20 protein-coding genes, 1 pseudogene and 1 riboswitch are annotated in these 25,477 nt (G+C 69.9%); of the genes and pseudogenes, 4 read left to right on the forward strand and 17 right to left on the reverse strand.

Annotated elements, in window-relative coordinates:
- Positions 1–460: 460 nt before the first annotated feature.
- Positions 461–648, forward strand: a riboswitch (cyclic di-AMP (ydaO/yuaA leader).
- 5 nt (positions 649–653) lie between these two features.
- Positions 654–1,154, forward strand: a complete 501-nt coding sequence (locus tag ACIHCX_RS25105) for a transglycosylase SLT domain-containing protein (RefSeq protein WP_400033066.1) — start codon at positions 654–656, stop codon at positions 1,152–1,154.
- A gap of 27 nt (positions 1,155–1,181) precedes the next feature.
- On the opposite strand, the gene ACIHCX_RS25110 is transcribed toward ACIHCX_RS25105, so the two are convergent.
- Entirely contained in the window at positions 1,182–1,985 is an 804-nt protein-coding gene (locus tag ACIHCX_RS25110) for an HAD family hydrolase (protein WP_400033068.1), read from the reverse strand.
- 95 nt (positions 1,986–2,080) lie between these two features.
- On the reverse strand, positions 2,081–3,388 hold the full coding sequence (locus ACIHCX_RS25115; RefSeq protein WP_400033070.1) for an ATP-grasp domain-containing protein: 1,308 nt from the start codon (positions 3,386–3,388) through the stop codon (positions 2,081–2,083).
- A 214-nt stretch (positions 3,389–3,602) separates the two neighbouring features.
- On the opposite strand from ACIHCX_RS25115, the gene fahA reads away from it, so the two are divergent.
- Together fahA and ACIHCX_RS25125 are read left to right on the forward strand one after the other, a co-directional pair.
- Entirely contained in the window at positions 3,603–4,814 is a 1,212-nt protein-coding gene (gene fahA / locus ACIHCX_RS25120) for a fumarylacetoacetase (protein ID WP_400033072.1), read from the forward strand.
- Positions 4,815–4,998: 184 nt separating this feature from the next.
- Positions 4,999–5,937, forward strand: a complete 939-nt coding sequence (locus tag ACIHCX_RS25125) for a M56 family metallopeptidase (protein WP_400033074.1) — start codon at positions 4,999–5,001, stop codon at positions 5,935–5,937.
- A 44-nt stretch (positions 5,938–5,981) separates the two neighbouring features.
- Here ACIHCX_RS25125 and recQ read toward each other — a convergent pair whose 3' ends face one another.
- Positions 5,982–7,955 (reverse strand): DNA helicase RecQ, encoded by a 1,974-nt coding sequence (gene recQ / locus ACIHCX_RS25130; protein ID WP_400033307.1) that lies wholly within the window; start codon positions 7,953–7,955, stop codon positions 5,982–5,984.
- Positions 7,956–8,167: 212 nt separating this feature from the next.
- Here recQ and ACIHCX_RS25135 point away from each other — a divergent pair.
- A pseudogene (locus ACIHCX_RS25135) lies at positions 8,168–8,727 on the forward strand (Uma2 family endonuclease); the annotation flags it as partial.
- Positions 8,728–8,796: 69 nt separating this feature from the next.
- Here ACIHCX_RS25135 and nuoN read toward each other — a convergent pair.
- Genes nuoN through ACIHCX_RS25205 form a run of 14 tightly spaced genes read right to left on the reverse strand, consistent with a single transcriptional unit; the run spans position 8,797 to position 24,699 of the window.
- On the reverse strand, positions 8,797–10,446 hold the full coding sequence (gene nuoN, locus ACIHCX_RS25140) for an NADH-quinone oxidoreductase subunit NuoN (RefSeq protein WP_400033076.1): 1,650 nt from the start codon (positions 10,444–10,446) through the stop codon (positions 8,797–8,799).
- Positions 10,443–12,041 carry an NADH-quinone oxidoreductase subunit M gene (locus ACIHCX_RS25145; RefSeq protein WP_400033078.1) on the reverse strand — a complete coding sequence of 533 codons (1,599 nt, stop codon included), beginning with the start codon at positions 12,039–12,041 and terminating at the stop codon, positions 10,443–10,445. Before ACIHCX_RS25145 ends, nuoN begins: the two co-directional genes overlap by 4 nt.
- 5 nt (positions 12,042–12,046) lie before the next feature.
- On the reverse strand, positions 12,047–13,942 hold the full coding sequence (nuoL, locus tag ACIHCX_RS25150; RefSeq protein WP_400033080.1) for an NADH-quinone oxidoreductase subunit L: 1,896 nt from the start codon (positions 13,940–13,942) through the stop codon (positions 12,047–12,049).
- Between the two features lie 15 nt (positions 13,943–13,957).
- Entirely contained in the window at positions 13,958–14,257 is a 300-nt protein-coding gene (nuoK, locus tag ACIHCX_RS25155) for an NADH-quinone oxidoreductase subunit NuoK (RefSeq protein ID WP_400033082.1), read from the reverse strand.
- The gene (locus tag ACIHCX_RS25160) at positions 14,254–15,096 is read right to left on the reverse strand and encodes an NADH-quinone oxidoreductase subunit J (protein ID WP_400033084.1); all 843 of its coding nucleotides are present in this window, start codon (positions 15,094–15,096) and stop codon (positions 14,254–14,256) included. Before ACIHCX_RS25160 ends, nuoK begins: the two co-directional genes overlap by 4 nt.
- On the reverse strand, positions 15,093–15,695 hold the full coding sequence (gene nuoI, locus ACIHCX_RS25165; RefSeq protein ID WP_400033086.1) for an NADH-quinone oxidoreductase subunit NuoI: 603 nt from the start codon (positions 15,693–15,695) through the stop codon (positions 15,093–15,095). The genes ACIHCX_RS25160 and nuoI overlap by 4 nt, the downstream gene beginning before the upstream one ends.
- On the reverse strand, positions 15,688–17,052 hold the full coding sequence (nuoH, locus tag ACIHCX_RS25170; RefSeq protein ID WP_400033088.1) for an NADH-quinone oxidoreductase subunit NuoH: 1,365 nt from the start codon (positions 17,050–17,052) through the stop codon (positions 15,688–15,690). Before nuoH ends, nuoI begins: the two co-directional genes overlap by 8 nt.
- Positions 17,049–19,553: an NADH-quinone oxidoreductase subunit G gene (locus ACIHCX_RS25175; protein ID WP_400033090.1), complete on the reverse strand. Its 2,505-nt coding sequence runs from the start codon at positions 19,551–19,553 to the stop codon at positions 17,049–17,051. Before ACIHCX_RS25175 ends, nuoH begins: the two co-directional genes overlap by 4 nt.
- The gene (gene nuoF, locus ACIHCX_RS25180) at positions 19,550–20,896 is read right to left on the reverse strand and encodes an NADH-quinone oxidoreductase subunit NuoF (RefSeq protein ID WP_400033092.1); all 1,347 of its coding nucleotides are present in this window, start codon (positions 20,894–20,896) and stop codon (positions 19,550–19,552) included. The genes ACIHCX_RS25175 and nuoF overlap by 4 nt, the downstream gene beginning before the upstream one ends.
- Positions 20,893–21,678: an NADH-quinone oxidoreductase subunit NuoE gene (nuoE, locus tag ACIHCX_RS25185; protein WP_400033094.1), complete on the reverse strand. Its 786-nt coding sequence runs from the start codon at positions 21,676–21,678 to the stop codon at positions 20,893–20,895. The genes nuoF and nuoE overlap by 4 nt, the downstream gene beginning before the upstream one ends.
- Positions 21,675–23,006 (reverse strand): NADH-quinone oxidoreductase subunit D, encoded by a 1,332-nt coding sequence (locus ACIHCX_RS25190; RefSeq protein WP_400033096.1) that lies wholly within the window; start codon positions 23,004–23,006, stop codon positions 21,675–21,677. Before ACIHCX_RS25190 ends, nuoE begins: the two co-directional genes overlap by 4 nt.
- On the reverse strand, positions 23,003–23,773 hold the full coding sequence (locus ACIHCX_RS25195; protein ID WP_400033098.1) for an NADH-quinone oxidoreductase subunit C: 771 nt from the start codon (positions 23,771–23,773) through the stop codon (positions 23,003–23,005). Before ACIHCX_RS25195 ends, ACIHCX_RS25190 begins: the two co-directional genes overlap by 4 nt.
- On the reverse strand, positions 23,770–24,324 hold the full coding sequence (locus ACIHCX_RS25200) for an NADH-quinone oxidoreductase subunit B family protein (RefSeq protein WP_009190037.1): 555 nt from the start codon (positions 24,322–24,324) through the stop codon (positions 23,770–23,772). The genes ACIHCX_RS25195 and ACIHCX_RS25200 overlap by 4 nt, the downstream gene beginning before the upstream one ends.
- 15 nt (positions 24,325–24,339) lie before the next feature.
- The gene (locus ACIHCX_RS25205; protein ID WP_007383963.1) at positions 24,340–24,699 is read right to left on the reverse strand and encodes an NADH-quinone oxidoreductase subunit A; all 360 of its coding nucleotides are present in this window, start codon (positions 24,697–24,699) and stop codon (positions 24,340–24,342) included.
- Positions 24,700–25,477 lie beyond the last annotated feature (778 nt).

The following is a 25,477-nucleotide window of genomic DNA, read 5'->3' on the forward strand; positions in this document are numbered from 1 at the left end:
CTGCTGGGATTACACGGTTTGTCGATAGGTCGCTGCCCTCACTCAAGTCAGCGTATCCGGTCACGTTTCGATCACCGATATCGCCCACCTATACGGGTCAGGCCACATCACCCGACGTGACCACCGTCACGCACCCGCCCCACGGCTCCCTCCGCGCTCACCCATGCGGTCCGATTTGCCCCTATTAGGGTTTCAATTCTCTTTAGTGGTAATTGCCCGTCAGGCGCCCACCCCGTGAGTTGGGTCACGCCGCCCTCCGTTCACGCCACCCCTCGCACTCCTTCACATTCCCTTTACGCACAGCCGAGTTGAACCCTGGCAGCCACAAAGGATCAAGCACCACATACACGCCGGACCAAGGTCAAATAGGGCGATGTGTGATTCCGGCACTTGTTCGGGACATCTGGTCTCGCATACGTTCCCGGCCATCGGGCGGAACGCCGAATCCTGCCGCCGCCCGTAACCCCAACGACCGAACGAACCATGGCAGGAGCGGGGGACCCAGGTAAGTCGCCGGGCCGGGCTCGTACGTCCTACGTCGTACGCCGCGCCGGAACGGCTCGGGGTGAAGCCGCGCCCTTCGGGGCGCGGCCGGGCACCTCCCCGCCCGAACCCGACAGCTCACCTCGCAGGCGACGGAGAGGAACACCCCCATGCCTGCAAACGGCCAGCGCCGCTCCACCCGTACCGCCCGCCTCGTTCGCGCCCTCGCCGTCACCGGCACCGGCGCAGCAGTCCTCGCCGTGCCGCTGCTCGGCGCGACGACCGCGTCCGCCGCGACCCCGGTCTCGTCCAACGCGACCACCCTCAAGACGGCCTCGAACCTCGGCTACCCGAACAACCTCGACGGCTGGATCCGGGCCTCCCTCCAGGTCATGGCCGAGAAGGGCATCCCGGGCTCCTACAACGGCATCTACCGCAACATCATCCGCGAGTCCTCCGGCAACCCGCGGGCCATCAACCTCTGGGACTCCAACGCGGCCAAGGGCATCCCGTCCAAGGGCCTGCTCCAGGTCATCGACCCGACCTTCAGGGCCTACCACGTGAACGGCACGTCGTGGGACATCTACGACCCGGTCGCCAACATCACGGCCGCCTGCAACTACGCGGCCAAGCGGTACGGCACGATGGACAACGTCTACAGCGCCTACTGACAGGTCCGCTGCCGGCCCACACACCGGCTAGCCAAGCAATCGTTCGAGGACGACGGCGATGCCGTCGTCCTCGTTCGACGTCGTGACCTCGTCGGCCACCGCCTTGAGCTCGGGGTGGGCGTTGGCCATGGCGACCCCCCGGGCGGCCCACCGGAACATCGGGATGTCGTTGGGCATGTCGCCGAAGGCGAGGGCGCTCTCGCGGCCCAGTCCCAGGTGTTCGGCGGCCAGCGCCAGTCCGGTCGCCTTGGTGATGCCGCAGGGTTGGAGTTCGACGGTCCCGGGTCCCGACATGGTGACGGTGGCGAGGGAGCCCACCGCACCGCGGGCCGCCGCCGCCAGCTCGTCGTCGGACAGCACCGGGTGGCGCAGCAGCACCTTGCTGATGGGCGCGCGCCACAGGTCGTCGCGCCGTTCGACCCGTACGGCGGGCAGCGCCGGGTGCGGCATGAGATACCCCGGCTCGATGAGCGTGAGCCCCTCGGCCCCGTCCTGGTCGACCGCGGCGTACACCTCCCCCACCTCCGCCTCGATCTTGCCGAGCGCGGTCTCGGCCTGTTCCCGGTCCAGGGTGACCGACCACAGCAGGCGGTCGCTGCCGGCGTCGTAGAGCTGTGCGCCCTGACCGCACACCGCGAGTCCCGTGGTGCCGAGGACGCCGAGCAGTTCCCGCACCCTCGGCGCCGGCCGTCCGGTCACCACGAGGTGCCGGGCACCGGCGGCCGCCGCCCTCGCGAGCGCGGTGAGGGACCGCTCGGAGACGGTGTCGTCGCCGCGCAGCAGCGTTCCGTCCAGGTCGGTGGCGATGAGGTCGAATGCGAGGGCGGCCATGATCAGAGAATACGGATGCCCCGGCCCGCCGACTCGACCGGAGCCGGACCACCGCGGTGGTCACCGTTTTCCCGGCTCCGTCCCCTCCAACTCCCTTACTGATGAGGGCGCTTGAGCGTGACCGGCGAGGTGGCGCTCGGCCGTGCGTCGCCGCGGGCCGGCCGGCCGGCCGTCGTGCCGCCGCGGCGGTTGGTCCGCCACAGCTGATAGAGGTGCCGGGCGCCCGGCCGCACGAAGCGCGCGAGCATCGTGACGAACGGCAACGGGTCGTCCCCCGCGAACCAGGCCAGCTCCGTGCCGCTCGCCCTCGCCGGCGCGTGCGGCGTCGTGTAGCCGCTGCGACGGTAGGCGAGGAGGGCGGGCAGGTCGATGTTCTCCACGACGTACCGGTGGCCGGCGCGCTGCCCGCCCTCCGGAACGGGGCGGCCGGTCAGGTCGAGGTGCATGGCCCGTACGACGTCCACGCCCGCCCCGCTCTCGAAGAGCCGGAACTGCGCGCCCATCCGCGGATTGAAGTCGAGGAGCTTGTACTGCCCGTCGCGCCGGTCGAAACGCAGGTCGAGGTCGACGATGCCGGTGAAGCCGATCTGCTTGATGAACCGTGCGGCGAGGTCGGCGAGTTCCGGGTTGTCGACGACGTACGCGTTCGCCGTCATACCCGCGTGCGGCGGCCAGGAGCGGACCTTGACACCGGTGAACATCGCCAGCGGGCTGGAGTTCCGGTCGAAGTAGGCGTGCACGATCCAGTCCTCGGCCTCCTCCCGCGGCAGGTACTCCTGGAGGATCACGCCGGGCCGCTCGCCCCAGTCGCGGGCCAGGGCCAGCAGGCCTTCGCGGGTGTTGATCCTCGTGGTGCCGTTCACCGCGGGGCTGCTGCGCCGCACGAACGCCTCGCGGTTCTTGGCCACCACCGGGAAGCGGGTCTTCTCGGCGAACGCCACGATGTCGTCGTACGACTGCGGGAAGGCGGCCGCGGGGCTCGGGATGCCGTGTTCCACGCACAGTTCGTGCAGGCCCTGCTTGCTGGCCAGACGGCGCGGCAGGCAGGGGGCGACGGGCGGGAAGAGGAAGGGGCCCCGGAGCGCGTCCTGGTGCTCGGCGATCAGGACCGCGGCCTCCTCGTCGGTGGGCACCAGGACGGTGGGCCGGCCGATGCGGCGGCCGATCCGCAGCAGGCCCTCCACCAGACGGTCCGCGCCCTCGGTGCCCCTGGTCGGCCAGACGAACGCGCGTTTGAGATAACGGGAGGAGGCCGCCGGCGTGTAGGCGTCCTCGGTGATCGCGTACATGGGCACGCCCAGGCGGCCGAGGCTGCGGATCGCGCCCACCCCGCCGTGGTGCAGCGGGTAGTCGCCGAACTTCACGATCAGGCCGGGGACCTCACGGTCGGCCCGGAAAGGCACACTGACGGCATTCCTGGCCACGGGTCCCCCCACGTGTCCCCCCTATGGAGCGGACCCACCCCGTCCGCGTCCTCAGAGGACGCTAAGCCGGAATTACCCCCTCCCACAAGACCAATTCGGGCATTGCAAACTCTTTAGGCCCTGCCCAAGACATGGGACGCCCCCGTAACGTGTGGCCCGATCACATGGAATTCGGGAAAGGAAGGCAGCACCCATGCCCCCCTTCGAGGTCCCCGAGGGCGACCCCTTCGGTCCGCACAACCTTCCCTACGGCGTCTTCTCCCGCGCCGGGTCGACGGAGAGGACCGTGGGCGTCCGGCTCGGCGACCACGTGCTCGACGCGGGGGCGGCGGCGCGGGCGCTCGGTACTCCCCACGCCGGCCTGCTCGCGCAGCCGAACCTGAACCCGCTGCTGGCCGCGGGCCGCGCCGCGTGGTCCGACGTGCGGCGCGCGCTGACCTCGTGGCTGACGGAGCCGGCCCACCGGGAGACCGTCGCCCCCTTCCTGCACCCGCTGTCCTCGGTGACCCTGCACCTCCCCTTCGAGGTCGCGGACTACGTGGACTTCTACGCCTCGGAGAACCACGCCCGGAACGTGGGCCGGATCTTCCGCCCGGACGCCGAGGACTCGCTGACTCCCAACTGGAAGCACCTGCCGATCGGCTACCACGGCCGCTCCGGCACGGTGGTGGTCTCCGGCACGGACGTGGTGCGCCCGTCGGGCCAGCGGAAGGCCCCCACGGACCCCGCGCCGGTGTTCGGCCCCTCGGTCCGGCTGGACATCGAGGCGGAGGTCGGCTTCGTGGTGGGCGTGCCCTCGCGGCTCGGACAGCCGGTCGCGCTCGGTGACTTCCGCGAGCACGTCTTCGGGCTGTGCCTCCTGAACGACTGGTCGGCGCGCGACATCCAGGCCTGGGAGTACGTCCCGCTCGGGCCGTTCCTCGGCAAGTCCTTCGCCACGTCGGTGTCGGCGTGGATCACTCCGCTGGACGCGCTGGAGGAGGCGCGGGTGGCCCCGCCGCGGCGCACGCACCCGCTGCTGCCCTACCTCGACGACTCCGCGGACGAGCCCGGCGGTTACGACCTGCGGATCTCCGTCGCGATCAACGGCCATGTGGTGTCCGAGCCGCCCTTCTCCACCATGTACTGGACGGCCGCGCAGCAGCTCGCCCACATGACGGTCAACGGCGCCTCCCTGCGCACGGGCGACCTGTACGGCTCGGGCACGGTGAGCGGATCGTCCGAGCGTGAGCGCGGCTCGCTGCTCGAGCTGACCTGGAACGGCCAAGAGCCCCTGGAACTCCCGGACGGCAAGCGGGCGTTCCTGGAGGACGGCGACGTGGTGACGCTCTCGGCCTGGGCGCCGGGCGCGGACGGCGCCCGGGTGGGGCTCGGGGAGGTGACGGGGCGGGTCGTGTCGGGCTGAGTCAAGGTCCTGCGGCCCTTGCCTCGCAGGGAAATTGATGGTCGCGGACCCTGACTCCCGGTGTCCGCGGCCGTCATACTGGCGGCAGGCCGTGCGCGCTCCACGCGCCGGCCGGCCGCACAGCACGCATCACCGCACGACCCCGACACCCGCCCACCTCCGACGAGGATCCGGAGTCCGAGGCATGACCGCCTGCCTGCTCCTGCTGAGCGCCGTCGCGCTGACGCTCGCCGTGCCGGTTCCCCGCACACTGGCCCGGGCGTGGTGGCCCGAACGGGAGCCCGTCGTCGCGCTGTGGGTGTGGCAGTGCCTGGTCGCCACCGTCCTGTTGTGCTGCCTCGCGGGGCTCGTGCTGGGCACCGCGGCCGTCTTCGGCACGGTCCACGACCGGGTCTTCGCCCCCGCGCCGCCGGCCGTGACGGCCGCCTACGACCTGTCGGTGGCACCCGTCTGGGCCGCCGGCCTCACCCTGCTGCTGGCCGGCGGCGCCGCCTGGACCACCGCGATGCTCGCCCGCGAGTTCGTCGAGGCCCGCCGCCGGCGCGGCCTGACCCGCGCGCATCTGCGCGAACGCGCCCCCGATCTGCCGGCGGGCCTTCCGGCGGCCCGCGGACCGCTGCTGGTGCTGGAGGACGAGTACCCCGACGCCTGGTGGATGCCCGGTCATCCGCCCCAGCTCGTCGTCACCACCGGCGCGCTGCACCGGCTCACCGGTCACCAGCTCGACGCCGTCCTCGCGCACGAACGCGGCCACGCCCGCGCGCGCCACGACTGGCTGCTGCACCTGTCGACCGCGCTGGCGACCGGCTTCCCGCACGTCCCGCTGTTCGCGCAGTTCTGCGAGCAGACCCACCGCCTGGTCGAGCTGGCCGCCGACGACACGGCCTCCCGCCGCCACGGCCACCTCACCACGGCCCTCGCCCTGATCGAGCTCAACCAGCACCGCGGGGTACTGTCCTGCGCCTCCAGCAACCGCCTGCTGAGCGAGCGGGTGGACCGTCTGCTGAAGCCCCCGCCGCGGCTGGCCCGCAGGCGCCGTGCGCTGGCCACCGCGGTGGCGGCCCTGGTGCCGCTGCTCCCGCTCCTGATCACGTTCGCCCCGGGCCTGACGGCGCTGGGCTGAACGGCGGGCCCGTCCGCACCGGCGCCGTGACCGGTGCGGCCCCGCTACATCCAGTCCTCCGGTTCCGGCTCGGGCAGGTCCTCCACGGGTTCCGGTTCGTCCGCTCCGGGCATCCCCGTCCCGGCCGCGGAGCCGTCGGACGGCCCGGCCAGCGACTCCAGCACCGCGAGCACGCCTTCCCCGTACGTCGCCAGTTTCTTCTCGCCGACGCCGCCGACCGTGCCGAGCTGTGTCACCGACGTCGGCCAGATCGTGACGATCTCCCGGAGCGTGGCGTCGTGGAAGATGACGTACGCCGGGACGCCCTGCTCGCGGGCCTGTTCGGCGCGCCAGGCGCGCAGAGCCTCGAAGGCGGGGAGCAGATCCTCGGGCAGCTCGGCCGCCGCCGCCTTCGGCTTGCGGTCGTCCCGGGTGCCCGAAGCCCGCGCGGCGGCGGCCGGCTTCTTCGGCTCCTTGCGCAGCGGCACCTCCCGCTCGCCGCGCAGCACCGCCCCGCTGCCGTCGGTCAGCACCAGCGTGCCGTACTCGCCCTCGACCGCGAGCAGTCCCTGCGCCAGCAACTGCCGTACCGCACCCCGCCATTCGCCCTCGGCGAGCTCGTCGCCGATGCCGAACACGGACAGCTGGTCGTGGTCGAACTGGATCACCTTGCCGGTGCGCTTGCCGAGCAGGATGTCGATGATCTGGCCCGCGCCGAACTTCTGCCCCCGCTCCCGCTTCAGCCGCACCACCGTCGACAGCACCTTCTGGGCCGCGACCGTGCCGTCCCACGTCTCGGGCGGGGTCAGGCAGGTGTCGCAGTTGCCGCAGCCGGCCGGGCCCGGTTCCTGGCCGAAGTAGGCGAGGAGCTGGCCGCGGCGGCACCGGGCCGTCTCGCACAGGGCGAGCATCGCGTCCAGGTGGGACTGGGCCCGGCGGCGAAAGGCCTCGTCTCCCTCACCGGACTGGATCAGCTTGCGCTGCTGTACGACGTCGTTCAGGCCGTAGGCCATCCAGGCCGTCGACGGCAGGCCGTCCCGGCCCGCGCGGCCCGTCTCCTGGTAGTAGCCCTCCACCGACTTGGGCAGGTCGAGGTGGGCGACGAACCGGACGTCGGGCTTGTCGATGCCCATGCCGAAGGCGATGGTGGCGACCACGACCAGGCCGTCCTCGCGCAGGAAGCGGGACTGGTGCGCCGCGCGGGTGCCCGCGTCCAGGCCGGCGTGGTACGGCACGGCCTCGACGCCGTTGCGGGTGAGGAACTCGGCCGTCTTCTCCACCGAGTTGCGCGACAGGCAGTACACGATGCCCGCGTCGCCCGGGTGCTCCTGGCGCAGGAAGGTCAGCAGCTGCTTCTTGGCGTCGGCCTTGGGCACGATCCGGTACTGGATGTTCGGCCGGTCGAAGCTGGCCACGAAATGCCGGGCCCGCGGCATGCCCAGCCGCTGGGTGATCTCCTGGTGTGTGGCGTGGGTGGCCGTCGCGGTGAGCGCGATCCGCGGCACGTCCGGCCAGCGCTCGCCCAGCAGGGACAGCGCCAGGTAGTCGGGGCGGAAGTCGTGGCCCCACTGGGACACGCAGTGCGCCTCGTCGATGGCGAAGACGGAGATCTTGCCGCGGGAGAGCAGGTCGAGCGTGGCGTCCAGGCGCAGCCGCTCCGGTGCCAGGTAGAGCAGGTCGAGCTCGCCGGCCAGGAACTCCGCCTCGACCACCCGGCGCTCGTCGAAGTCCTGCGTGGAGTTCACGAACCCGGCGCGCACGCCCAGCGCCCGCAGCGCGTCCACCTGGTCCTGCATCAGCGCGATGAGCGGCGACACCACGATGCCGGTACCCGGTCTGACCAGGGACGGAAGCTGGTAGCACAGCGACTTGCCGCCACCGGTGGGCATGAGCACGACGGCGTCGCCGCCCGCCACCACATGCTCGACGACCGCTTCCTGCTCACCCCGGAATTCCTCGTACCCGAAGACCCGGCGCAACGTCGCGAGCGCCTCGCTCTCCGTCACTGCCATGCCGGTGACACCACCCGTCGCGCCCATCGCTTCGTCCCCCACACCTCGCTCCACAACCACTGCCTCCACGATAGGGGTCCGCACGGACAGCCCCACAGTTGTCCACAGGCCGGCCCCAGCCCCCGGTCAACGGCACGACCATCGTTCACACGTACGCGGGAACCCCGCCCGTCGCCGGCCGACGATGTGAACACACTGGCGAGACTGCCTCCCGTGGAAGCCCGACGAACGCGGTCCATCCGCCCTCAGGGGGGACCGGCCAGATGACCTGGACCGCATCCCGAACCTGCCGGCACATACCCAGCTGATCGACGCGAGTCTGGTCTTTCCGTGCCCGCACTCGGTCTTTCACGAGCGCGCGATGAGCTTCTTCGGCCGGCAGCTCGGCAGCGCCGCGCCACCCGAGCTCGAGGTGCTCTGCAGGTTCACCGTCGACATCGACCGGCAGAACAGACCCGAACCGGACGTGGTCGTTCCCCGAAGGGACGCCCTGGGCAGCCACGACCAGACCCGAGTCCCCGCGGCCGCTGTCGTACTGACCGTCGAGGTCGTCGGACCGGACTCCGTCTCCCGGGACCGCGAGACCAAGCCGCTCAAGTACGCGCGGGCGAAGATCCCCCACTACTGGCGGGTCGAGAACGAGCACGGCCGCGCCGCCGTGCATGCCTTCGAGCTGGAACCCACGACCGGCACCTACACCGGCGTCGGCATCTTCAGGGAGCGGATGAAGGTGGACGCCCCGTTCTCCGTGGACCTGGACCTCACCGGGATCAGGACGCGCCACGGCAAGGGCAGGTAGGTCCGGACACGGCGGAACGCGGTGGCCCGGTCCCGCCAGGGGGCCGGGCCACCGCGTTCCGGAGGTGGTTCAGCGCACGAACACTCCCGCCTGGTTCGCCAGGTCCAGGAAGTACTGCGGGGCCACGCCGAGGACCACCGTGACCGCCACGCCCACGCCGATCGCGGTCATCGTGAGCGGGGACGGCACCGCCACCGTCGGGCCCTCCGGGTGCGGCTCGCTGAAGAACATCAGCACGATGACGCGGATGTAGAAGAAGGCCGCGATCGCCGACGAGATCACACCGATGACGACCAGCGGCACCGCGCCGCCCTCGGCCGCCGCCTTGAACACCGCGAACTTCCCGGCGAAGCCGGAGGTCAGCGGAATGCCCGCGAAGGCCAGCAGGAACACCGCGAACACGGCCGCCACCAGCGGGGAACGCCGGCCGAGCCCCGCCCACTTGGACAGGTGCGTCGCCTCGCCGCCCGCGTCGCGCACCAGCGTGACCACGGCGAACGCGCCGATGGTCACGAAGGAGTACGCGGCCAGGTAGAACAGGACGGACGAGACGCCGTCCTTCGAGGTCGCGATGACACCGGCGAGGATGAAGCCCGCGTGGGCGATCGACGAGTACGCGAGCAGCCGCTTGATGTCGGTCTGGGTGATCGCGACGATCGCGCCGCCCAGCATGGTGACGATCGCGACGCCCCACATGACCGGCCGCCAGTCCCAGCGCATCCCCGGCAGGACGACGTACAGCAGCCGCAGCAGCGCGCCGAAGGCCGCCACCTTGGTCGCCGCCGCCATGAACCCGGTGACCGGGGTCGGGGCGCCCTGGTAGACGTCCGGCGTCCACATGTGGAACGGAACCGCGCCCACCTTGAACAGCAGGCCCATCACGATCATCGCGGCGCCGATGAGCAGCAGCGCGTCGTTGCCCATGGTGTTGGCGAGCGCCGGGTCCATGCTCGGCACCTTGCCGTCGACGACCTGCGCGATCGTGGCGTACGACACCGAGCCCGCGTACCCGTACAGCAGCGCGATGCCGAACAGGGTGAACGCGGAGGCGAAGGCGCCCAGCAGGAAGTACTTGACCGCGGACTCCTGCGACATGAGCCGCTTGCGGCGGGCCAGCGCGCACAGGAGGTACAGCGGCAGGGAGAAGACCTCCAGGGCCACGAACAGGGTCAGCAGGTCGTTGGCCGAGGGGAACACCAGCATGCCGGCGACCGCGAACAGCAGGAGGGGGAAGACCTCGGTGGTGGTGAAACCGGCCTTGACCGCGGCCTTCTCGCTCTCGCTGCCCGGTACGGCCGCCGCCTGCGCGGCGAAGGAGTCGACGCGGTTGCCGTGCGCCGCCGGATCCAGTCGCCGTTCGGCGAAGGTGAACAGGGCGACCAGGCTCGCCAGCAGGATCGTGCCCTGGAGGAAGAGCGAGGGTCCGTCGACGGAGATGGCCCCCATGGCCGCGATGTGCGCCTTCGTGGTGCCGTACCCGTCCGCCGCGAGCGCGACGACCGCGGCGAACGCGGCGGCGAGCGCGACGACGGACACGAACACCTGCGCGTAGTAGCGCGACCGGCGCGGGACGAACGCCTCGATGAGCATTCCGACGATCGCCGCGCCCACGACGATCAGGGTGGGCGACAACTGCCCGTATTCGATCTTCGGCGCCCCGATCTTCGAGATCGGGTCGGCCGCGGTTGTCCACAGGCTGTGGACGGCTGCTCCGCTCACTTGGCCGCCTCCACTGCGGGCTTCGGGTCGGTCTTGTGTACGTCGGACATGGTCTGCTTGACCGCCGGGTTGACGATGTCTGTGACAGGCTTCGGATAGACGCCCAGGAAGATCAGCAGCACCACCAGCGGGGCCACGACCACCAGTTCCCGCACCCGCAGGTCCGGCATCGCCGAGACCTCCGGCTTGACGGGGCCGGTCATCGTCCGCTGGTACAGGACGAGCGTGTACAGGGCGGCGAGCACGATGCCGAAGGTGGCGACGATGCCGATCGCCGGGTGGCGCGTGAACGTGCCGACCAGGACCAGGAACTCACTGACGAAGGGCGCGAGCCCCGGCAGGGACAGGGTGGCGAGGCCGCCGATCAGGAACGTGCCGGCGAGCACCGGAGCGACCTTCTGCACACCGCCGTAGTCGGAGATGAGCCGCGAGCCGCGCCGGGAGATCAGGAAGCCGGCGATCAGCATGAGCACGGCCGTCGACAGTCCGTGGTTGACCATGTAGAGCGTCGCCCCGGACTGGCCCTGGCTGGTCATCGCGAAGATGCCCATGATGATGAAGCCGAAGTGCGAGATCGACGCGTACGCGATCAGGCGCTTGATGTCCCGCTGGCCCACCGCGAGCAGCGCCCCGTAGATGATGCTGATCACGGCGAGGACGAGGATGGTCGGCGTCGCCCACTTGCTCGCCTCCGGGAACAGCTGGAGGCAGAAGCGGAGCATCGCGAAGGTGCCCACCTTGTCGACGACCGCGGTGATGAGGACGGCGACCGGCGCGGTCGACTCCTGCATCGCGTTGGGCAGCCAGGTGTGCAGCGGCCACAGCGGCGCCTTCACCGCGAAGGCGAAGAAGAAACCGAGGAACAGCCAGCGTTCGACGTCGGTCGCCATGTGCAGCGAGCCGCTCGCACGGGCCTGCGCGATCTCGGTGAGCGAGAAGCTCCCGGTGACCACGTACAGCCCGATCACCGCGGCCAGCATGATCAGACCGCCGGTCAGGTTGTAGAGGAGGAACTTCACCGCCGCGTACGACCGTTGGGTCGACGCCGTCTCCTCGCCCCGCGCCCCGGTGGCGGCAGACCGGTACGAGCCGTGGGCACGGTCCCCGAAGCCGCCGATGAGGAAGTACATCGGGATCAGCATGGCTTCGAAGAAGATGTAGAAGAGGAAGACGTCGGTGGCCTCGAACGAGATGATCACCATCGCCTCGACGGCAAGCATCAGAGCGAAGTAGCCCTGAGTGGGCCGCCACCGCTTACTGCCTGTCTCCTGCGGGTCGGCGTCGTGCCAGCCGGCCAGGATCACGAACGGGATGAGCAGGGCGGTCAGCCCGATCAGCGCCACCCCGATGCCGTCCACGCCCAGTTCGTACCGGACGCCGAAGGACGCGATCCAGGCGTGGGACTCGGTGAGCTGGTAACGGGCGCCGCCCGGGTCGAAGCGGATCAGGACGGTGACGGCCAGCGCGAGCGTGGCCAGCGAGGCGACCAGCGCGAGCCACTTCGCGGCGGTGCGCCGGGCGGCCGGCACGGCCGCCGTGGCGACGGCCCCGAGGGCCGGGAGCACCGCCGTCGCTGTCAGCAGAGGAAAGGACATCGGTATCAGACCGCCCTCATCAGCAGGGTCGCGGCGACCAGGAGTGCCGCACCGCCGAACATCGAGACCGCGTAGGAGCGCGCGAAGCCGTTCTGGAGCCGGCGCATCCGCCCGGACAGGCCGCCGACCGAGGCCGCCGTGCCGTTGACGACTCCGTCGACCAGGGTGTGGTCGACGTACACCAGGGACCGCGTGAGGTGCTCACCGCCGCGGACCAGGACGACGTGGTTGAAGTCGTCCTGGAGCAGGTCCCGCCGGGCTGCCCGGGTGAGCAGCGACCCGCGCGGGGCGACGGCCGGGACCGGCTTGCGGCCGTACTGGGCCCAGGCGAGGGCCACGCCGACGACCAGGCACACCATCGTCGCGCCGGTGACCGTCCACGCGCTCAGCGGCGAGTTGCCCTCGCTGTGCCCGGTGACCGGCTCCAGCCAGTGCAGGAAGCGGTCGCCGATGCTGAAGAACGCGCCGCCCAGTACCGAGCCGACCGCCAGCACGATCATCGGGATCGTCATGGCCCTGGGCGACTCGTGCGGGTGCGGCTCGTTGCCGTTCTCGTCGGGCTGCCAGCGCTTCTCGCCGAAGAACGTCATCAGCATCACGCGCGTCATGTAGAACGCCGTGATGGCCGCGCCCAGCAGGGCCGCGCCGCCGAGGATCCAGCCCTCGGCGCCGCCCTTGGCGAAGGCCGCCTCGATGATCTTGTCCTTGGAGAAGAAGCCGGACAGGCCCGGGAACCCGATGATGGCGAGGTAGCCGAGGCCGAAGGTGACGAAGGTGATGGGCATGTACGAGCGCAGCCCGCCGTACCTGCGCATGTCCACCTCGTCGTTCATGCCGTGCATGACCGAACCGGCGCCGAGGAACAGCCCGGCCTTGAAGAAGCCGTGCGTCACCAGGTGCATGATCGCGAAGACGTAGCCGATGGGGCCGAGGCCCGCGGCCAGCACCATGTAGCCGATCTGCGACATGGTCGAGCCGGCCAGCGCCTTCTTGATGTCGTCCTTCGCGCAACCGACGATCGCACCGAAGAGGAGCGTGACCGCGCCGACGACGGTGACCACGAGTTGGGCATTCGGCGCCGCGTTGAAGATCGCCGCGGAGCGGACGATGAGGTAGACGCCCGCCGTCACCATGGTCGCGGCGTGGATGAGGGCCGAGACCGGGGTCGGGCCCTCCATCGCGTCGCCGAGCCAGGACTGCAGCGGCACCTGGGCGGACTTGCCGCAGGCGGCGAGCAGCAGCATCAGCGCGATGGCGGTGAGCTTGCCCTCGGAGGCGTCGCCGACGTGGCTGAACACCGGTCCGAAGGCGAAGCTGCCGAACGTCACGAACATCAGCATGATCGCGATGGACAGGCCCATGTCGCCGACCCGGTTGACCAGGAAGGCCTTCTTCGCCGCGGTCGCCGCGCTGGGCTTGTGCTGCCAGAAGCCGATCAGCAGGTAGGAGGCGAGACCGACGCCCTCCCAGCCGACGTACAGCAGCAGGTAGTTGTCGGCGAGGACGAGCAGCAGCATCGCCGCGAGGAACAGGTTGAGGTAGCCGAAGAAGCGGCGGCGCCGCTCGTCGTGCTCCATGTAGGCGACCGAGTACAGGTGGATCAGCGAGCCGACGCCGGTGATCAGCAGGACGAACGTCATCGACAGCTGGTCCAGCCGGAACGTGACGTCCGCCTGGAATCCGGCCACCGGGATCCAGCTGAACAGGTGCTGGGTCAGGGTCCGGTGGTCGGCGCTTCTGCCGAGCAGATCGGCGAAGAGGACCAGGCCGATCACGAAGGAGGCGGCCGCGAGCAGGGTGCCGAGCCAGTGGCCGACGGCGTCGAGTCGCCGGCCGCCGACCAGGAGGACGGCCGCTCCGAGCAGGGGCGCCGCGATCAGCAGCGCAATCAGGTTCTCCACGATTCTTCCGACCCCTTACAGCTTCATCAGGCTGGCGTCGTCGACCGAGGCCGAGTGGCGGGAACGGAACACCGACACGATGATCGCGAGCCCGACCACGACCTCCGCCGCGGCGACGACCATCGTGAAGAACGCGATGATCTGGCCGTCGAGGTTGCCGTGCATCCGGGAGAAGGTGACGAGCGTGAGGTTGCAGGCGTTCAGCATCAGCTCGATGCACATGAAGACCACGATGGCGTTGCGCCGGATCAGTACGCCGGTGGCGCCGATCGTGAACAACAGGGCGGCGAGATAGAGGTAGTTCACGGGGTTCACTTCGACGCCTCCTCGGACTGCTTGAAGGCCGTCGGCTCGATCGCGGTGCGCTCCAGGCGTTCCGCGGCGCGCTGCTCCAGGGCCTTGAGGTCGTTGAGGGCCTCGGCCGAGACGTCACGGATCTGCCCGCGCTCGCGCAGCGTCTTGCTGACGGTGAGCTCGGACGGGGTGCCGTCGGGCAGCAGTCCGGCGATGTCCACGGCGTTGTGCCGGGCGTAGACGCCGGGCGCCGGCAGCGGCGGTACGTGCGTACCCTCACGCACGCGCTGCTCGGACAGCTCGCGCTGGGTCCTGGCCCGCTCGGTGCGCTCCCGATGGGTGAGCACCATGGCGCCGACGGTGGCCGTGATCAGCAGGGCGCCGGTGAGTTCGAAGGCGAAGACGTACCGGGTGAACAGGAGGGAGGCCAGACCCTCCACGTTGCCGCCCGCGTTGGCCCTGCCGATGCCGTTGAACTCCTTCAGGGAGGCGTTGGCGATGCCGGCGACGAGCAGGATGCCGAAGCCGAGCCCACACAACAGGGCCAGCCAGCGCTGGCCCTTGATGGTCTCCTTCAGGGAGTCCGCCGCGGTCACGCCGACGAGCATCACCACGAACAGGAACAGCATCATGATCGCGCCGGTGTAGACGACGATCTGCACGATGCCCAGGAAGTAGGCGCCGTTGGTGAGGTAGAACACCGCCAGGACGATCATGGTGGCGGCCAGGCACAGCGCGCTGTGCACGGCCCGCTTCATGAAGACGGTGCACAGGGCACCGATCACCGCGACGGTGCCGAGCACCCAGAACTGGAAGGCCTCTCCGGTGGAGGTGGAGTAGGCGGCGAGCTGCGCGCTCATGTGTCAGCCCCCTGTTCCTCGGGCTTCTCACCCTTGGAGACGGCGACCTGGCGCACCGTGCCCGGCGCGGCCTCCGTCACCAGGCCCCGGTAGTAGTCCTGCTCGTCCGTCCCCGGGTAGAGGGCGTGCGGTGTGTCGACCATGCCCTCTTCGAGACCGGCGAGCAGCTGCTCCTTGGTGTAGATGAGGTTGGCGCGGCTGGAGTCGGCGAGTTCGAACTCGTTGGTCATCGTCAGCGCGCGCGTGGGGCACGCCTCGATGCACAGGCCGCACAGGATGCAGCGGGCGTAGTTGATCTGGTACACGCGCCCGTACCGCTCGCCCGGCGAGTAGCGCTCCTCGTCGGTGTTGTCGGCGCCTTCCACGTAGATGGCGTCGGCGGGGCACGCCCAGGCGCACAGCTCGCAGCCGACGCACTTCTCCAGGCCGTCCGGATGGCGGTTGAGCTGGTGCCGTCCGTGGAAGCGCGGAGCCGTGGTCTTCTGCTGCTCCGGGTACTGCTCCGTCAGCCGCTTCTTGAACATGGCCTTGAAGGTCACGCCGAAGCCGGCCACGGGGTTCAGGAAACCGGGTTTGGTCTCCTTGGGCTCCTCAGCCATCGGACGCCTCCTTTCCATCCCGAGGTCCGTCACTGGCAGTGTCCGACCCGCCACTGACAATCAACTCCCCTTCGCGGCGCGAGCGGCGCCGCGGCACCGGCGGCAGTTCCTGCCCCGGCAGCGGCGGTACGGGGAATCCGCCGGCCATCGCGTCGAAGGCGGCCGGCCCGGCCTCGGGCTTCTCCGCGTCCTTCGCCCGCTCGCGGAACATGTCGGCGACGAAGGACAGGATCAGCACCGTCAGCACCGCACCGGCGACGTAGAGGGCAATGTCGGTGAAGCCGTAGTTCTGGTTCCGCAGCACCCGGACGGTCGCGACGAGCATCAGCCAGACCACGGAGGCCGGGATGAGGACCTTCCAGCCGAGCTTCATCAGCTGGTCGTAGCGGACCCGCGGGAGCGTGCCACGCAGCCAGATGAAGAAGAACAGCAGCAACTGGACCTTGATCACGAACCAGAGCAGCGGCCACCAACCGTGGTTGGCGCCCTCCCAGAAGGTGCTGATCGGCCAAGGGGCCCGCCAGCCGCCCAGGAAGAGCGTGGTCGACACCGCGGAGACCGTCACCATGTTCACGTACTCGGCGAGCATGAACATCGCGAACTTGATCGACGAGTACTCGGTGTTGAAGCCGCCGACCAGGTCGCCCTCGGACTCCGGCATGTCGAACGGCGCGCGGTTGGTCTCCCCGACCATCGTGACGATGTAGAGGATGAACGAGACCGGCAGCAGCAGGATGTACCAGCGGTCGTGCTGCTGCTCGACGATCGTCGACGTGGACATCGAGCCCGAGTACAGGAAGACCGAGGCGAACGCGGCACCCATGGCGATCTCGTAGGAGATCATCTGCGCGCAGGACCGCAGGCCGCCCAGGAGCGGGTAGGTCGATCCGGAGCTCCAGCCCGCCAGCACGATGCCGTAGATGCCGACGGAGGCGACCGCGAGGATGTACAGCATCGCGATCGGCAGGTCGGTCAGCTGCATCGCGGTGCGGTGGCCGAAGATCGAGACCTCGTTGTTCGCCGGTCCGAAGGGGATCACGGCGATCGCCATGAACGCCGGGATGGCCGCGACGATCGGCGCGAGGACGTAGACCACCTTGTCCGCGCGCTTGACGACGACGTCCTCCTTGAGCATCAGCTTCACGCCGTCGGCGAGCGACTGGAGCATGCCCCAGGGCCCGTTCCGGTTGGGGCCGATGCGCAGCTGCATCCAGGCGACGACCTTGCGCTCCCAGACGATGGAGAACAGCACGGTCACCATCAGGAAGGCGAAGCAGAACACCGCCTTGACGACGACCAGCCACCAGGGATCGGTGCCGAACATCGACAGGTTCTCAGCGGCGAGGTACGGGCTCATGCCTCCACCTCCTTGGGGGCCTCGGTCGAGGACGTCGCCGGGCCGATGCGGACGAGGGAGCCGGGCAGCGCCCCGGTGTCGGAGGCGACGCCCCCGCCGACGGAGTTCAGCGGGAGCCACACCACCCGGTCGGGCATCTCGGTGATCTCCAGCGGGAGTTCGACCGTTCCGGCCGGACCGGTCACGGCGAGCACGGCGGAGTCCGCGACGCCCGCCTCGGCGGCCGTGGCGGCCGACACGCGCGCGCGTGCGGCGTGCCGGGTTCCGGCGAGCGCCTCGTCGCCCTCCTGGAGGGCACCCTGGTCGAGCAGCAGCCGGTGCCCCGCGAGCACGGCCTCCCCGGCGGCCGGCCGCGGTGCCGGGCCCGCGCTGCCTTCCGGGTCGGTGGCGCGCGGCCCGGTCCAGGCACCCAGCCGGTCCAGCTCGGCGCGCACGGTCCGCACGTCCGGCAGACCCAGGTGGACGTCCATGGCGTCGGCCAGCATCTGGAGCACGCGCGCGTCGGTGGGCGCCAGGGTGCGGGTCATCTGGTCGGGCTTGAGCGCGGCCTCGAAGGAGCGGACCCTGCCCTCCCAGTTGAGGAAGGAACCGGCCTTCTCGGCGACGGCGGCGACGGGCAGGACCACGTCCGCATGTGCGGTGACCTCGCTGGGCCGCAGCTCCAGCGACACCACGAAGCCCGCCTCGGACAGGGCCGCACGCGCGCGTGCCGGATCGGGCAGGTCGGCGACCTCCACACCGGCGACGAGCAGGGCCTGGAGCTGGCCCGCCGCCACGGCCTCGATGATCTGTCCGGTGTCGCGGCCGTAGCGGTGCGGGAGCTCGGCGACGCCCCAGAGCGCGGCGACCTCCTCCCGCGCGCGCGGGTCGGTGGCCGGGCGCCCGCCCGGCAGCAGCGACGGCAGCGCGCCGGCCTCGACGGCGCCGCGCTCACCGGCCCGGCGCGGCATCCACACCAGCTGTGCGCCGGTCGCGGCGGCGGCCCGTACGGCGGCGGTCGGGCCGCCGGCGACCGAGGCGAGCCGCTCGCCGACGACGATGACCGCGCCCTCGGCCCGCAGGGCCTCGGCGGCCCGGGTGCCGTCGTCCTCCAGTCCGACGCCGCCGGCCAGCGCGTCCAGCCACTCGTTCTCAGTGCCTGGCGCGGCCGGCAGCAGGGTGCCGCCCGTCTTCTCCAGGCCCCGGGTGGCGTGCGCGGCCAGAGAGAACACCTTCTGCCCGTGCCCCCGCCAGGCCTTGCGCAGCCGGAGGAAGACGCCGGGCGCCTCCTCCTCGGACTCGAGCCCGACGAGCAGCACGGCGGGCGCCTTCTCCAGCGCGGTGTACGTGACACCGCCGCCGTCGAGGTCCCGGCCCCGGCCGGCGATCCGGGAGGCTAGGAAGTCGGCCTCCTCGCCGCTGTGCACGCGCGCGCGGAAGTCGATGTCGTTGGTGTCGAGCGCAACGCGCGCGAACTTGCTGTACGCGTAGGCGTCCTCGACGGTGAGCCGGCCGCCGGTGAGGACACCGGTCCGCCCGCGCGAGGCGAGCAGGCCCTGGGCGGCGATCTCCAGCGCCTCCGGCCAGGACGCCGGCACCAGCTCGCCCTCGGGGTTGCGCACCAGCGGTGTGGTCAGCCGGTCCTTCAGCTGCGCGTACCGGAACGCGAAGCGCCCCTTGTCGCAGATCCACTCCTCGTTGACCTCGGGGTCGTTGGCGGCGAGCCGCCGCATGACCTTGCCGCGCCGGTGGTCGGTGCGGGTGGCGCAGCCGCCCGAGCAGTGCTCGCACACCGACGGCGAGGAGACCAGGTCGAAGGGGCGGGAGCGGAAGCGGTACGCCGCCGAGGTGAGCGCCCCGACGGGGCAGATCTGGATGGTGTTGCCGGAGAAGTACGACTCGAAGGGGTCGCCCTCGCCGGTGCCGACCTGCTGGAGCGCGCCCCGCTCGATCAGCTCGATCATCGGGTCGCCGGCGATCTGGTTCGAGAACCGGGTGCAGCGGGCGCACAGCACGCACCGCTCCCGGTCGAGCAGCACCTGCGTGGAGATCGCCACGGGCTTCTCGTAGGTCCGCTTCTTCCCTTCGAAGCGGGACTCGGCGTTGCCGTGCGACATGGCCTGGTTCTGCAGCGGGCACTCGCCGCCCTTGTCGCAGACCGGGCAGTCCAGCGGGTGGTTGATGAGCAGCAGCTCCATCACACCGTGCTGGGCCTTCTCGGCGACCGGAGAGGTGAGCTGGGTCCTGACGACCATCCCGTCCGTGCAGGTGATCGTGCAGGAGGCCATCGGCTTGCGCTGGCCCTCGACCTCCACGATGCACTGGCGGCAGGCGCCGGCCGGGTCGAGCAGGGGGTGGTCGCAGAACCGGGGGATCTCGATGCCGAGCTGTTCGGCGGCCCGGATGACCAGGGTGCCCTTGGGCACGCTGATCTCGGCTCCGTCGATCGTCAGCGTCACGAGATCGTCCGGCGGGACCGCCGCCTCTCCCCCGCCCGCGGGAGCGTTGGTGGTCACGGTCATGGGTTCACCTCCGTGCGATCGGCCCAGGCCGTGGACTTGGCCGGGTCGAAGGGGCAGCCCCGGCCCGTGATGTGCTGCTCGTACTCCTCGCGGAAGAACTTCAGGGAGGAGAAGATCGGGGAGGCGGCACCGTCACCGAGGGCGCAGAAGGACTTGCCGTTGATGTTGTCGGCGATGTCGTTCAGCTTGTCGAGGTCGGACATCGCGCCCTTGCCGGCCTCGATGTCCCGCATCAACTGCACCAGCCAGTACGTTCCTTCACGGCACGGCGTGCACTTGCCGCAGGACTCGTGGGCGTAGAACTCGGTCCACCGGGTCACCGCCCGCACCACGCACGTCGTCTCGTCGAAGCACTGGAGGGCCTTGGTGCCGAGCATCGAGCCCGCGGCGCCCACGCCCTCGTAGTCGAGCGGCACGTCGAGGTGCTCGTCGGTGAACATCGGCGTGGAGGAGCCGCCCGGCGTCCAGAACTTCAGCCGGTGCCCGGGCCGCATGCCGCCGCTCATGTCGAGCAGCTGACGCAGTGTGATGCCGAGTGGGGCCTCGTACTGGCCGGGGTTCGCGACATGGCCGCTGAGCGAGTAGAGCGTGAAGCCGGGGGACTTCTCGCTGCCCATCGACCTGAACCAGTCCTTGCCGTGGTGCAGGATCGCGGGAACCGACGCGATGGACTCGACGTTGTTCACCACAGTGGGGCACGCGTAGAGGCCGGCGACGGCCGGGAAGGGAGGACGCAGCCGCGGTTGGCCACGGCGGCCCTCGAGCGAGTCCAGCAGCGCGGTCTCCTCACCGCAGATGTACGCGCCGGCGCCGGCGTGCACGGTGAGGTCGAGGTCGAGGCCGCTGCCCAGGACGTTCTTGCCGAGGTAGCCGGCCTCGTAGGCCTCGCGCACGGCCGCGTGCAACCGCCGCAGTACGGGGACGACTTCGCCCCGCAGGTAGATGAAGGCATGCGACGACCTGATGGCGTAGCACGCGATGACGATGCCCTCGATGAGGCTGTGCGGGTTCGCGAAGAGGAGCGGGATGTCCTTGCAGGTCCCGGGCTCCGATTCGTCGGCGTTGACAACGAGATAGTGCGGCTTGCCATCGCCCTGGGGAATGAACTGCCACTTCATTCCCGTGGGGAACCCGGCGCCGCCGCGGCCGCGCAGACCGGATTCCTTGACGTACGCGATCACGTCGTCCGGCGACATGGCGAGCGCATTGCGGAGTCCCTCGTACCCCTCGTGCCTCCGGTAGACGTCCAGCGTCCAGGACCTGTCCTCGTCCCAGAAGGCCGACAGCACGGGTACGAGCAGCTTCTCGGGGCTGCTCTCGTCGATTTCCGGTGCCAAGGTCATCCCTCCCCCTCCTCTCCGACTGCGTCCTGCGGTGCGGCGTCCTGCGGTCCGCCGTCGCGGGGGTGGACCACGCGCGCGGGTGCGGCCTCTCCCCTGGCCAGGCGCAGGCCCACCAGCGAGGCGGGTCCGGCGCTGCCGCCGGACTCCGTCGCCCCTTCGCGCTCGTCGGGGAAGCCGGCCAGGATCCGGGCGGTCTCCTTGAACGTGCACAGGGGCGCGCCGCGCGTGGGCGTCACCGCCCGATCCGCGCGCAGGTCGTCGACCAGGCGCTTGACGGTCGCCGGGGTCTGGTTGTCGAAGAACTCCCAGTTGACCATCACGACCGGCGCGTAGTCGCAGGCCGCGTTGCACTCGATGTGCTCCAGGGTGACCTTGCCGTCGTCGGTGGTCTCGCCGTTGCCGACGCCGAGGTGCTCCTGGAGGGCCTCGAAGATGGCGTCGCCGCCCATCACGGCGCACAGGGTGTTGGTGCAGACCCCCACCTGGTAGTCGCCGGACGGCTTGCGCCGGTACATGGTGTAGAAGGTGGCGACGGCGGTGACCTCGGCCGTGGTCAGGCCGAGCACCTCCGCGCAGAACCGCATCCCGGTGCGCGTGACGTAGCCCTCCTCCGACTGCACCAGGTGCAGCAGCGGCAGCAGGGCGGACCGGGAGTCGGGGTAGCGGGCGACGATCTCGCGCGCGTCCCGCTCGAGCCGCGTGCGGACGTCGTCCGGGTAGTCGGGCGCGGGCAGTTCGGGCATGCCCAGGCTGACGCCCCGCTCCGAAGGACTGGTGGTCACCGGTCGACGCCTCCCATCACGGGGTCGATGGACGCGACGGCGACGATGACGTCGGCGACCTGGCCGCCCTCGCACATCGCCGCCATCGCCTGAAGGTTGGTGAAGGACGGGTCCCGGAAGTGGACCCGGTAGGGGCGGGTGCCTCCGTCGGAGACGACGTGCACCCCGAGTTCGCCCTTGGGCGACTCGACCGCCACGTACGCCTGTCCCGGCGGGACGCGGAAGCCCTCGGTGACCAGCTTGAAGTGGTGGATCAGGGCCTCCATGGAGGTGCCCATGATCTTCTTGATGTGGTCGAGGGAGTTACCCAGTCCGTCCGGTCCCAGGGCGAGCTGGGCGGGCCAGGCGATCTTCTTGTCGGCGACCATGACCGGGCCCGGCTCCAGCCGGTCCAGGCACTGCTCGATGATCCTGAGCGACTGGCGCATCTCCTCCAGGCGGATCAGGAAGCGGCCGTAGGAGTCGCAGGTGTCGGCGGTCGGGATGTCGAAGTCGTAGGTCTCGTAGCCGCAGTAGGGCTGGGTCTTGCGCAGGTCGTGCGGCAGGCCGGTGGAGCGCAGGATCGGGCCGGTGGCGCCGAGGGCCATGCAGCCGGCCAGGTCGAGGTAGCCGACGTCCTGCATCCGGGCCTTGAAGATGGGGTTCCCGGTGGCGAGCGCGTCGTACTCCGGGAGGTTCTTCGTCATCTTCTTCACGAACTCGCGGATCTGGTCCACCGCGCCGGGCGGCAGGTCCTGCGCGAGTCCGCCGGGCCGGATGTACGCGTGGTTCATCCTGAGGCCCGTGATGAGCTCGTAGAGGTCGAGAATCATTTCACGATCACGGAATCCGTAGATCATGATCGTGGTGGCGCCCAGCTCCATGCCGCCGGTGGCGATGCACACCAGGTGGGAGGAGAGCCGGTTCAGCTCCATCAGGAGCACCCGGATGATCTTGGCGCGCTCGGTGATCTGGTCCTCGATGCCGAGGAGTTTCTCGACGGCGAGGCAGTAGGCGGTCTCGTTGAAGAAGGACGTCAGGTAATCCATGCGCGTGACGAAGGTGGTGCCCTGCGTCCACGTGCGGAACTCGAGGTTCTTCTCGATGCCGGTGTGCAGATAGCCGATGCCGCAGCGGGCCTCGGTGACCGTCTCGCCGTCGATCTCCAGGATCAGCCGGAGCACGCCGTGGGTGGACGGGTGCTGGGGACCCATGTTGACGACGATGCGCTCGTCGTCGGCGCGGGCCGCGGACCGGGCGACCTCGTCCCAGTCGCCACCGGTGACCGTGTAGACCGTGCCCTCGGTGGTCTCGCGCGTCGAGGCGGACGAGGGGGTGTGCGTGCTCATGAGTACGACCTCCGCTGGTCCGGAGCCGGGATCTGGGCGCCCTTGTACTCGACGGGGATGCCGCCGAGGGGATAGTCCTTGCGCTGCGGATGGCCCTGCCAGTCGTCCGGCATCATGATCCGCGTCAGAGCCGGGTGGCCGTCGAAGACGATCCCGAAGAAGTCGTACGTCTCGCGCTCGTGCCAGTCGTTGGTCGGATAGACGGGGACCAGCGACGGGATGTGCGGGTCGGCGTCGGGGGCGCTGACCTCCAGGCGGACCAGCCGGTTGTGGGTGATCGAGCGCAGGTGGTACACGGCGTGCAGCTCGCGGCCCTTGTCCTGCGGGTAGTGGACACCGCTGACGCCGGTGCACAACTCGAAGCGCAGGGCGGGGTCGTCGCGCAGGGTGCGGGCGACGCGCACCAGGTGCTCGCGCTCGATGTGGAAGGTCAGTTCGTCGCGGTCGACGACCGTCTTCTCGATCGCGTTCTCCGGGAGGAGGCCCTGCTCCTCCAGTGCGCCCTCGAGTTCGTCGGCGATCTCGTCGAAGGCTCCGCCGGGGCCGCCGTAGGGGCGGCTCGCCGGGCCCGGGAGCCGGACCGAGCGGACCAGACCGCCGTAGCCGGAGGTGTCGCCGCCGTTGTTGGCGCCGAACATGCCGCGCTGGACGCGGATCTCCTCGCCGCCCTGGCCGCGCTGGCCGGGGAGGTTGTCGGCGGACAGGTCCTTCTCGGGGTTCACCCCGTTCGCGGACCCGTTCACGTCCTTGCCGTGTCCGTCGCTCATCGCAGCAGCCCCTTCATCTCGATCGTGGGCAGGGCCTTGAGCGCGGCCTCCTCCGCCTCGCGGGCGGCCTCCTCGGCGTTCACGCCGAGCTTGGTGGACTGGATCTTCTGGTGCAGCTTGAGGATCGCGTCCATCAGCATCTCGGGCCGGGGCGGACAGCCCGGCAGGTAGATGTCGACCGGCACGATGTGGTCGACGCCCTGGACGATCGCGTAGTTGTTGAACATGCCGCCCGAGGAGGCGCAGACGCCCATCGAGATCACCCACTTGGGGTTGGGCATCTGGTCGTAGACCTGCCGCAGGACCGGCGCCATCTTCTGGCTGACCCGGCCGGCCACGATCATCAGGTCCGCCTGGCGGGGCGAACCGCGGAAGACCTCCATGCCGAAGCGCGCCAGGTCGTAGCGGCCGGCGCCGGTGGTCATCATCTCGATCGCGCAGCAGGCGAGGCCGAAGGTGGCCGGAAAGACGGACGCCTTGCGCACCCAGCCCGCGGCCTGCTCGACGGTCGTCAGCAGGAAGCCGCTCGGCAGCTTTTCTTCGAGTCCCATGTCGTTAAAGGCCCCTCAGTCCCATTCCAGGCCGCCGCGCCGCCATACGTACGCGTACGCGACGAAGACGGTGAGCACGAAGAGCAGCATCTCCACGAGCCCGAATACACCCAGGGCGTCGAAGGTGACGGCCCACGGGTACAGGAAGACGATCTCGATGTCGAAGACGATGAAGAGCATCGCCGTCAGGTAGTACTTGATGGGGAAGCGCCCGCCGCCGGCCGGCGTGGGGGTCGGCTCGATACCGCACTCGTACGCCTCGAGTTTGGCGCGGTTGTACCGCTTCGGTCCGATCAGCGTGGCCATGACCACGGAGAAGATCGCAAAGCCTGCCCCGAGGGCTCCCAGTACGAGGATGGGCGCATACGCGTTCACCGCTCCTCGCTCCTCTCAGTCGGCACTGACTGCTGGCGGTCGCTGGGCCCACAGCCGCCTCACCGGCCCCCCGATCCCCGGCCCGTTCGACCAAGATCGAGAACATGTGAAGCAGGTCACAAGCCCAACTGCCTCGCATCCTATGCCCGACGCTCTGTGATCTGCGACACGGGGTATTGCATGGACTTTGTGATCTCCACCACCTGACGAACGATCATCAAGTCGGATGAGCGGTGATCTTCGCACGCGAAGCACCTGTGTGATCACTACTGGTCACATTTTACCTCGTATTTGCAGGTCGGAGGGGGTGTGCACTATCAGATGCACGGAGTCCGGCGCAAAGTGGCGAACGGTGTCAAGACCTTGATATGGGCCCTCTTTTCACACATCAGAGGGACGGCGGCGCGAGATGTGGACACGTTCACCCGCTCACAAGCCGAGCGGTGCGACACGGGAGGTCGCTCGGGCGCACTTTCACCAATGGGGCGCAAGTGACAAATGGGACCCGTGAGTCAGACCGCGCGTCAGCCGCGCGGACGCACCGCGGGGCGGTGACCGTTCCGTGACCTCCATCACGTCCATGAGAGAACTCTGAGAGTCGGGCTTGGCCAACGATCCACACGGATGGTAGGTCCAGAGCATTTCGGGCGTAACAGCGAAAGACCATGATCAAAGGCATGATCACGTCCGCCCGCAATGTCCGTTACGGCGTCAATAAGGAACCTCGGCACCGGGATTTACCCGCCCCGTTGAGCAAATGTGGCGCACCACACGTTTC

The organism is Streptomyces sp. NPDC052043 (genome assembly GCF_044548235.1).
In the GTDB taxonomy this organism is placed as follows: domain Bacteria; phylum Actinomycetota; class Actinomycetes; order Streptomycetales; family Streptomycetaceae; genus Streptomyces.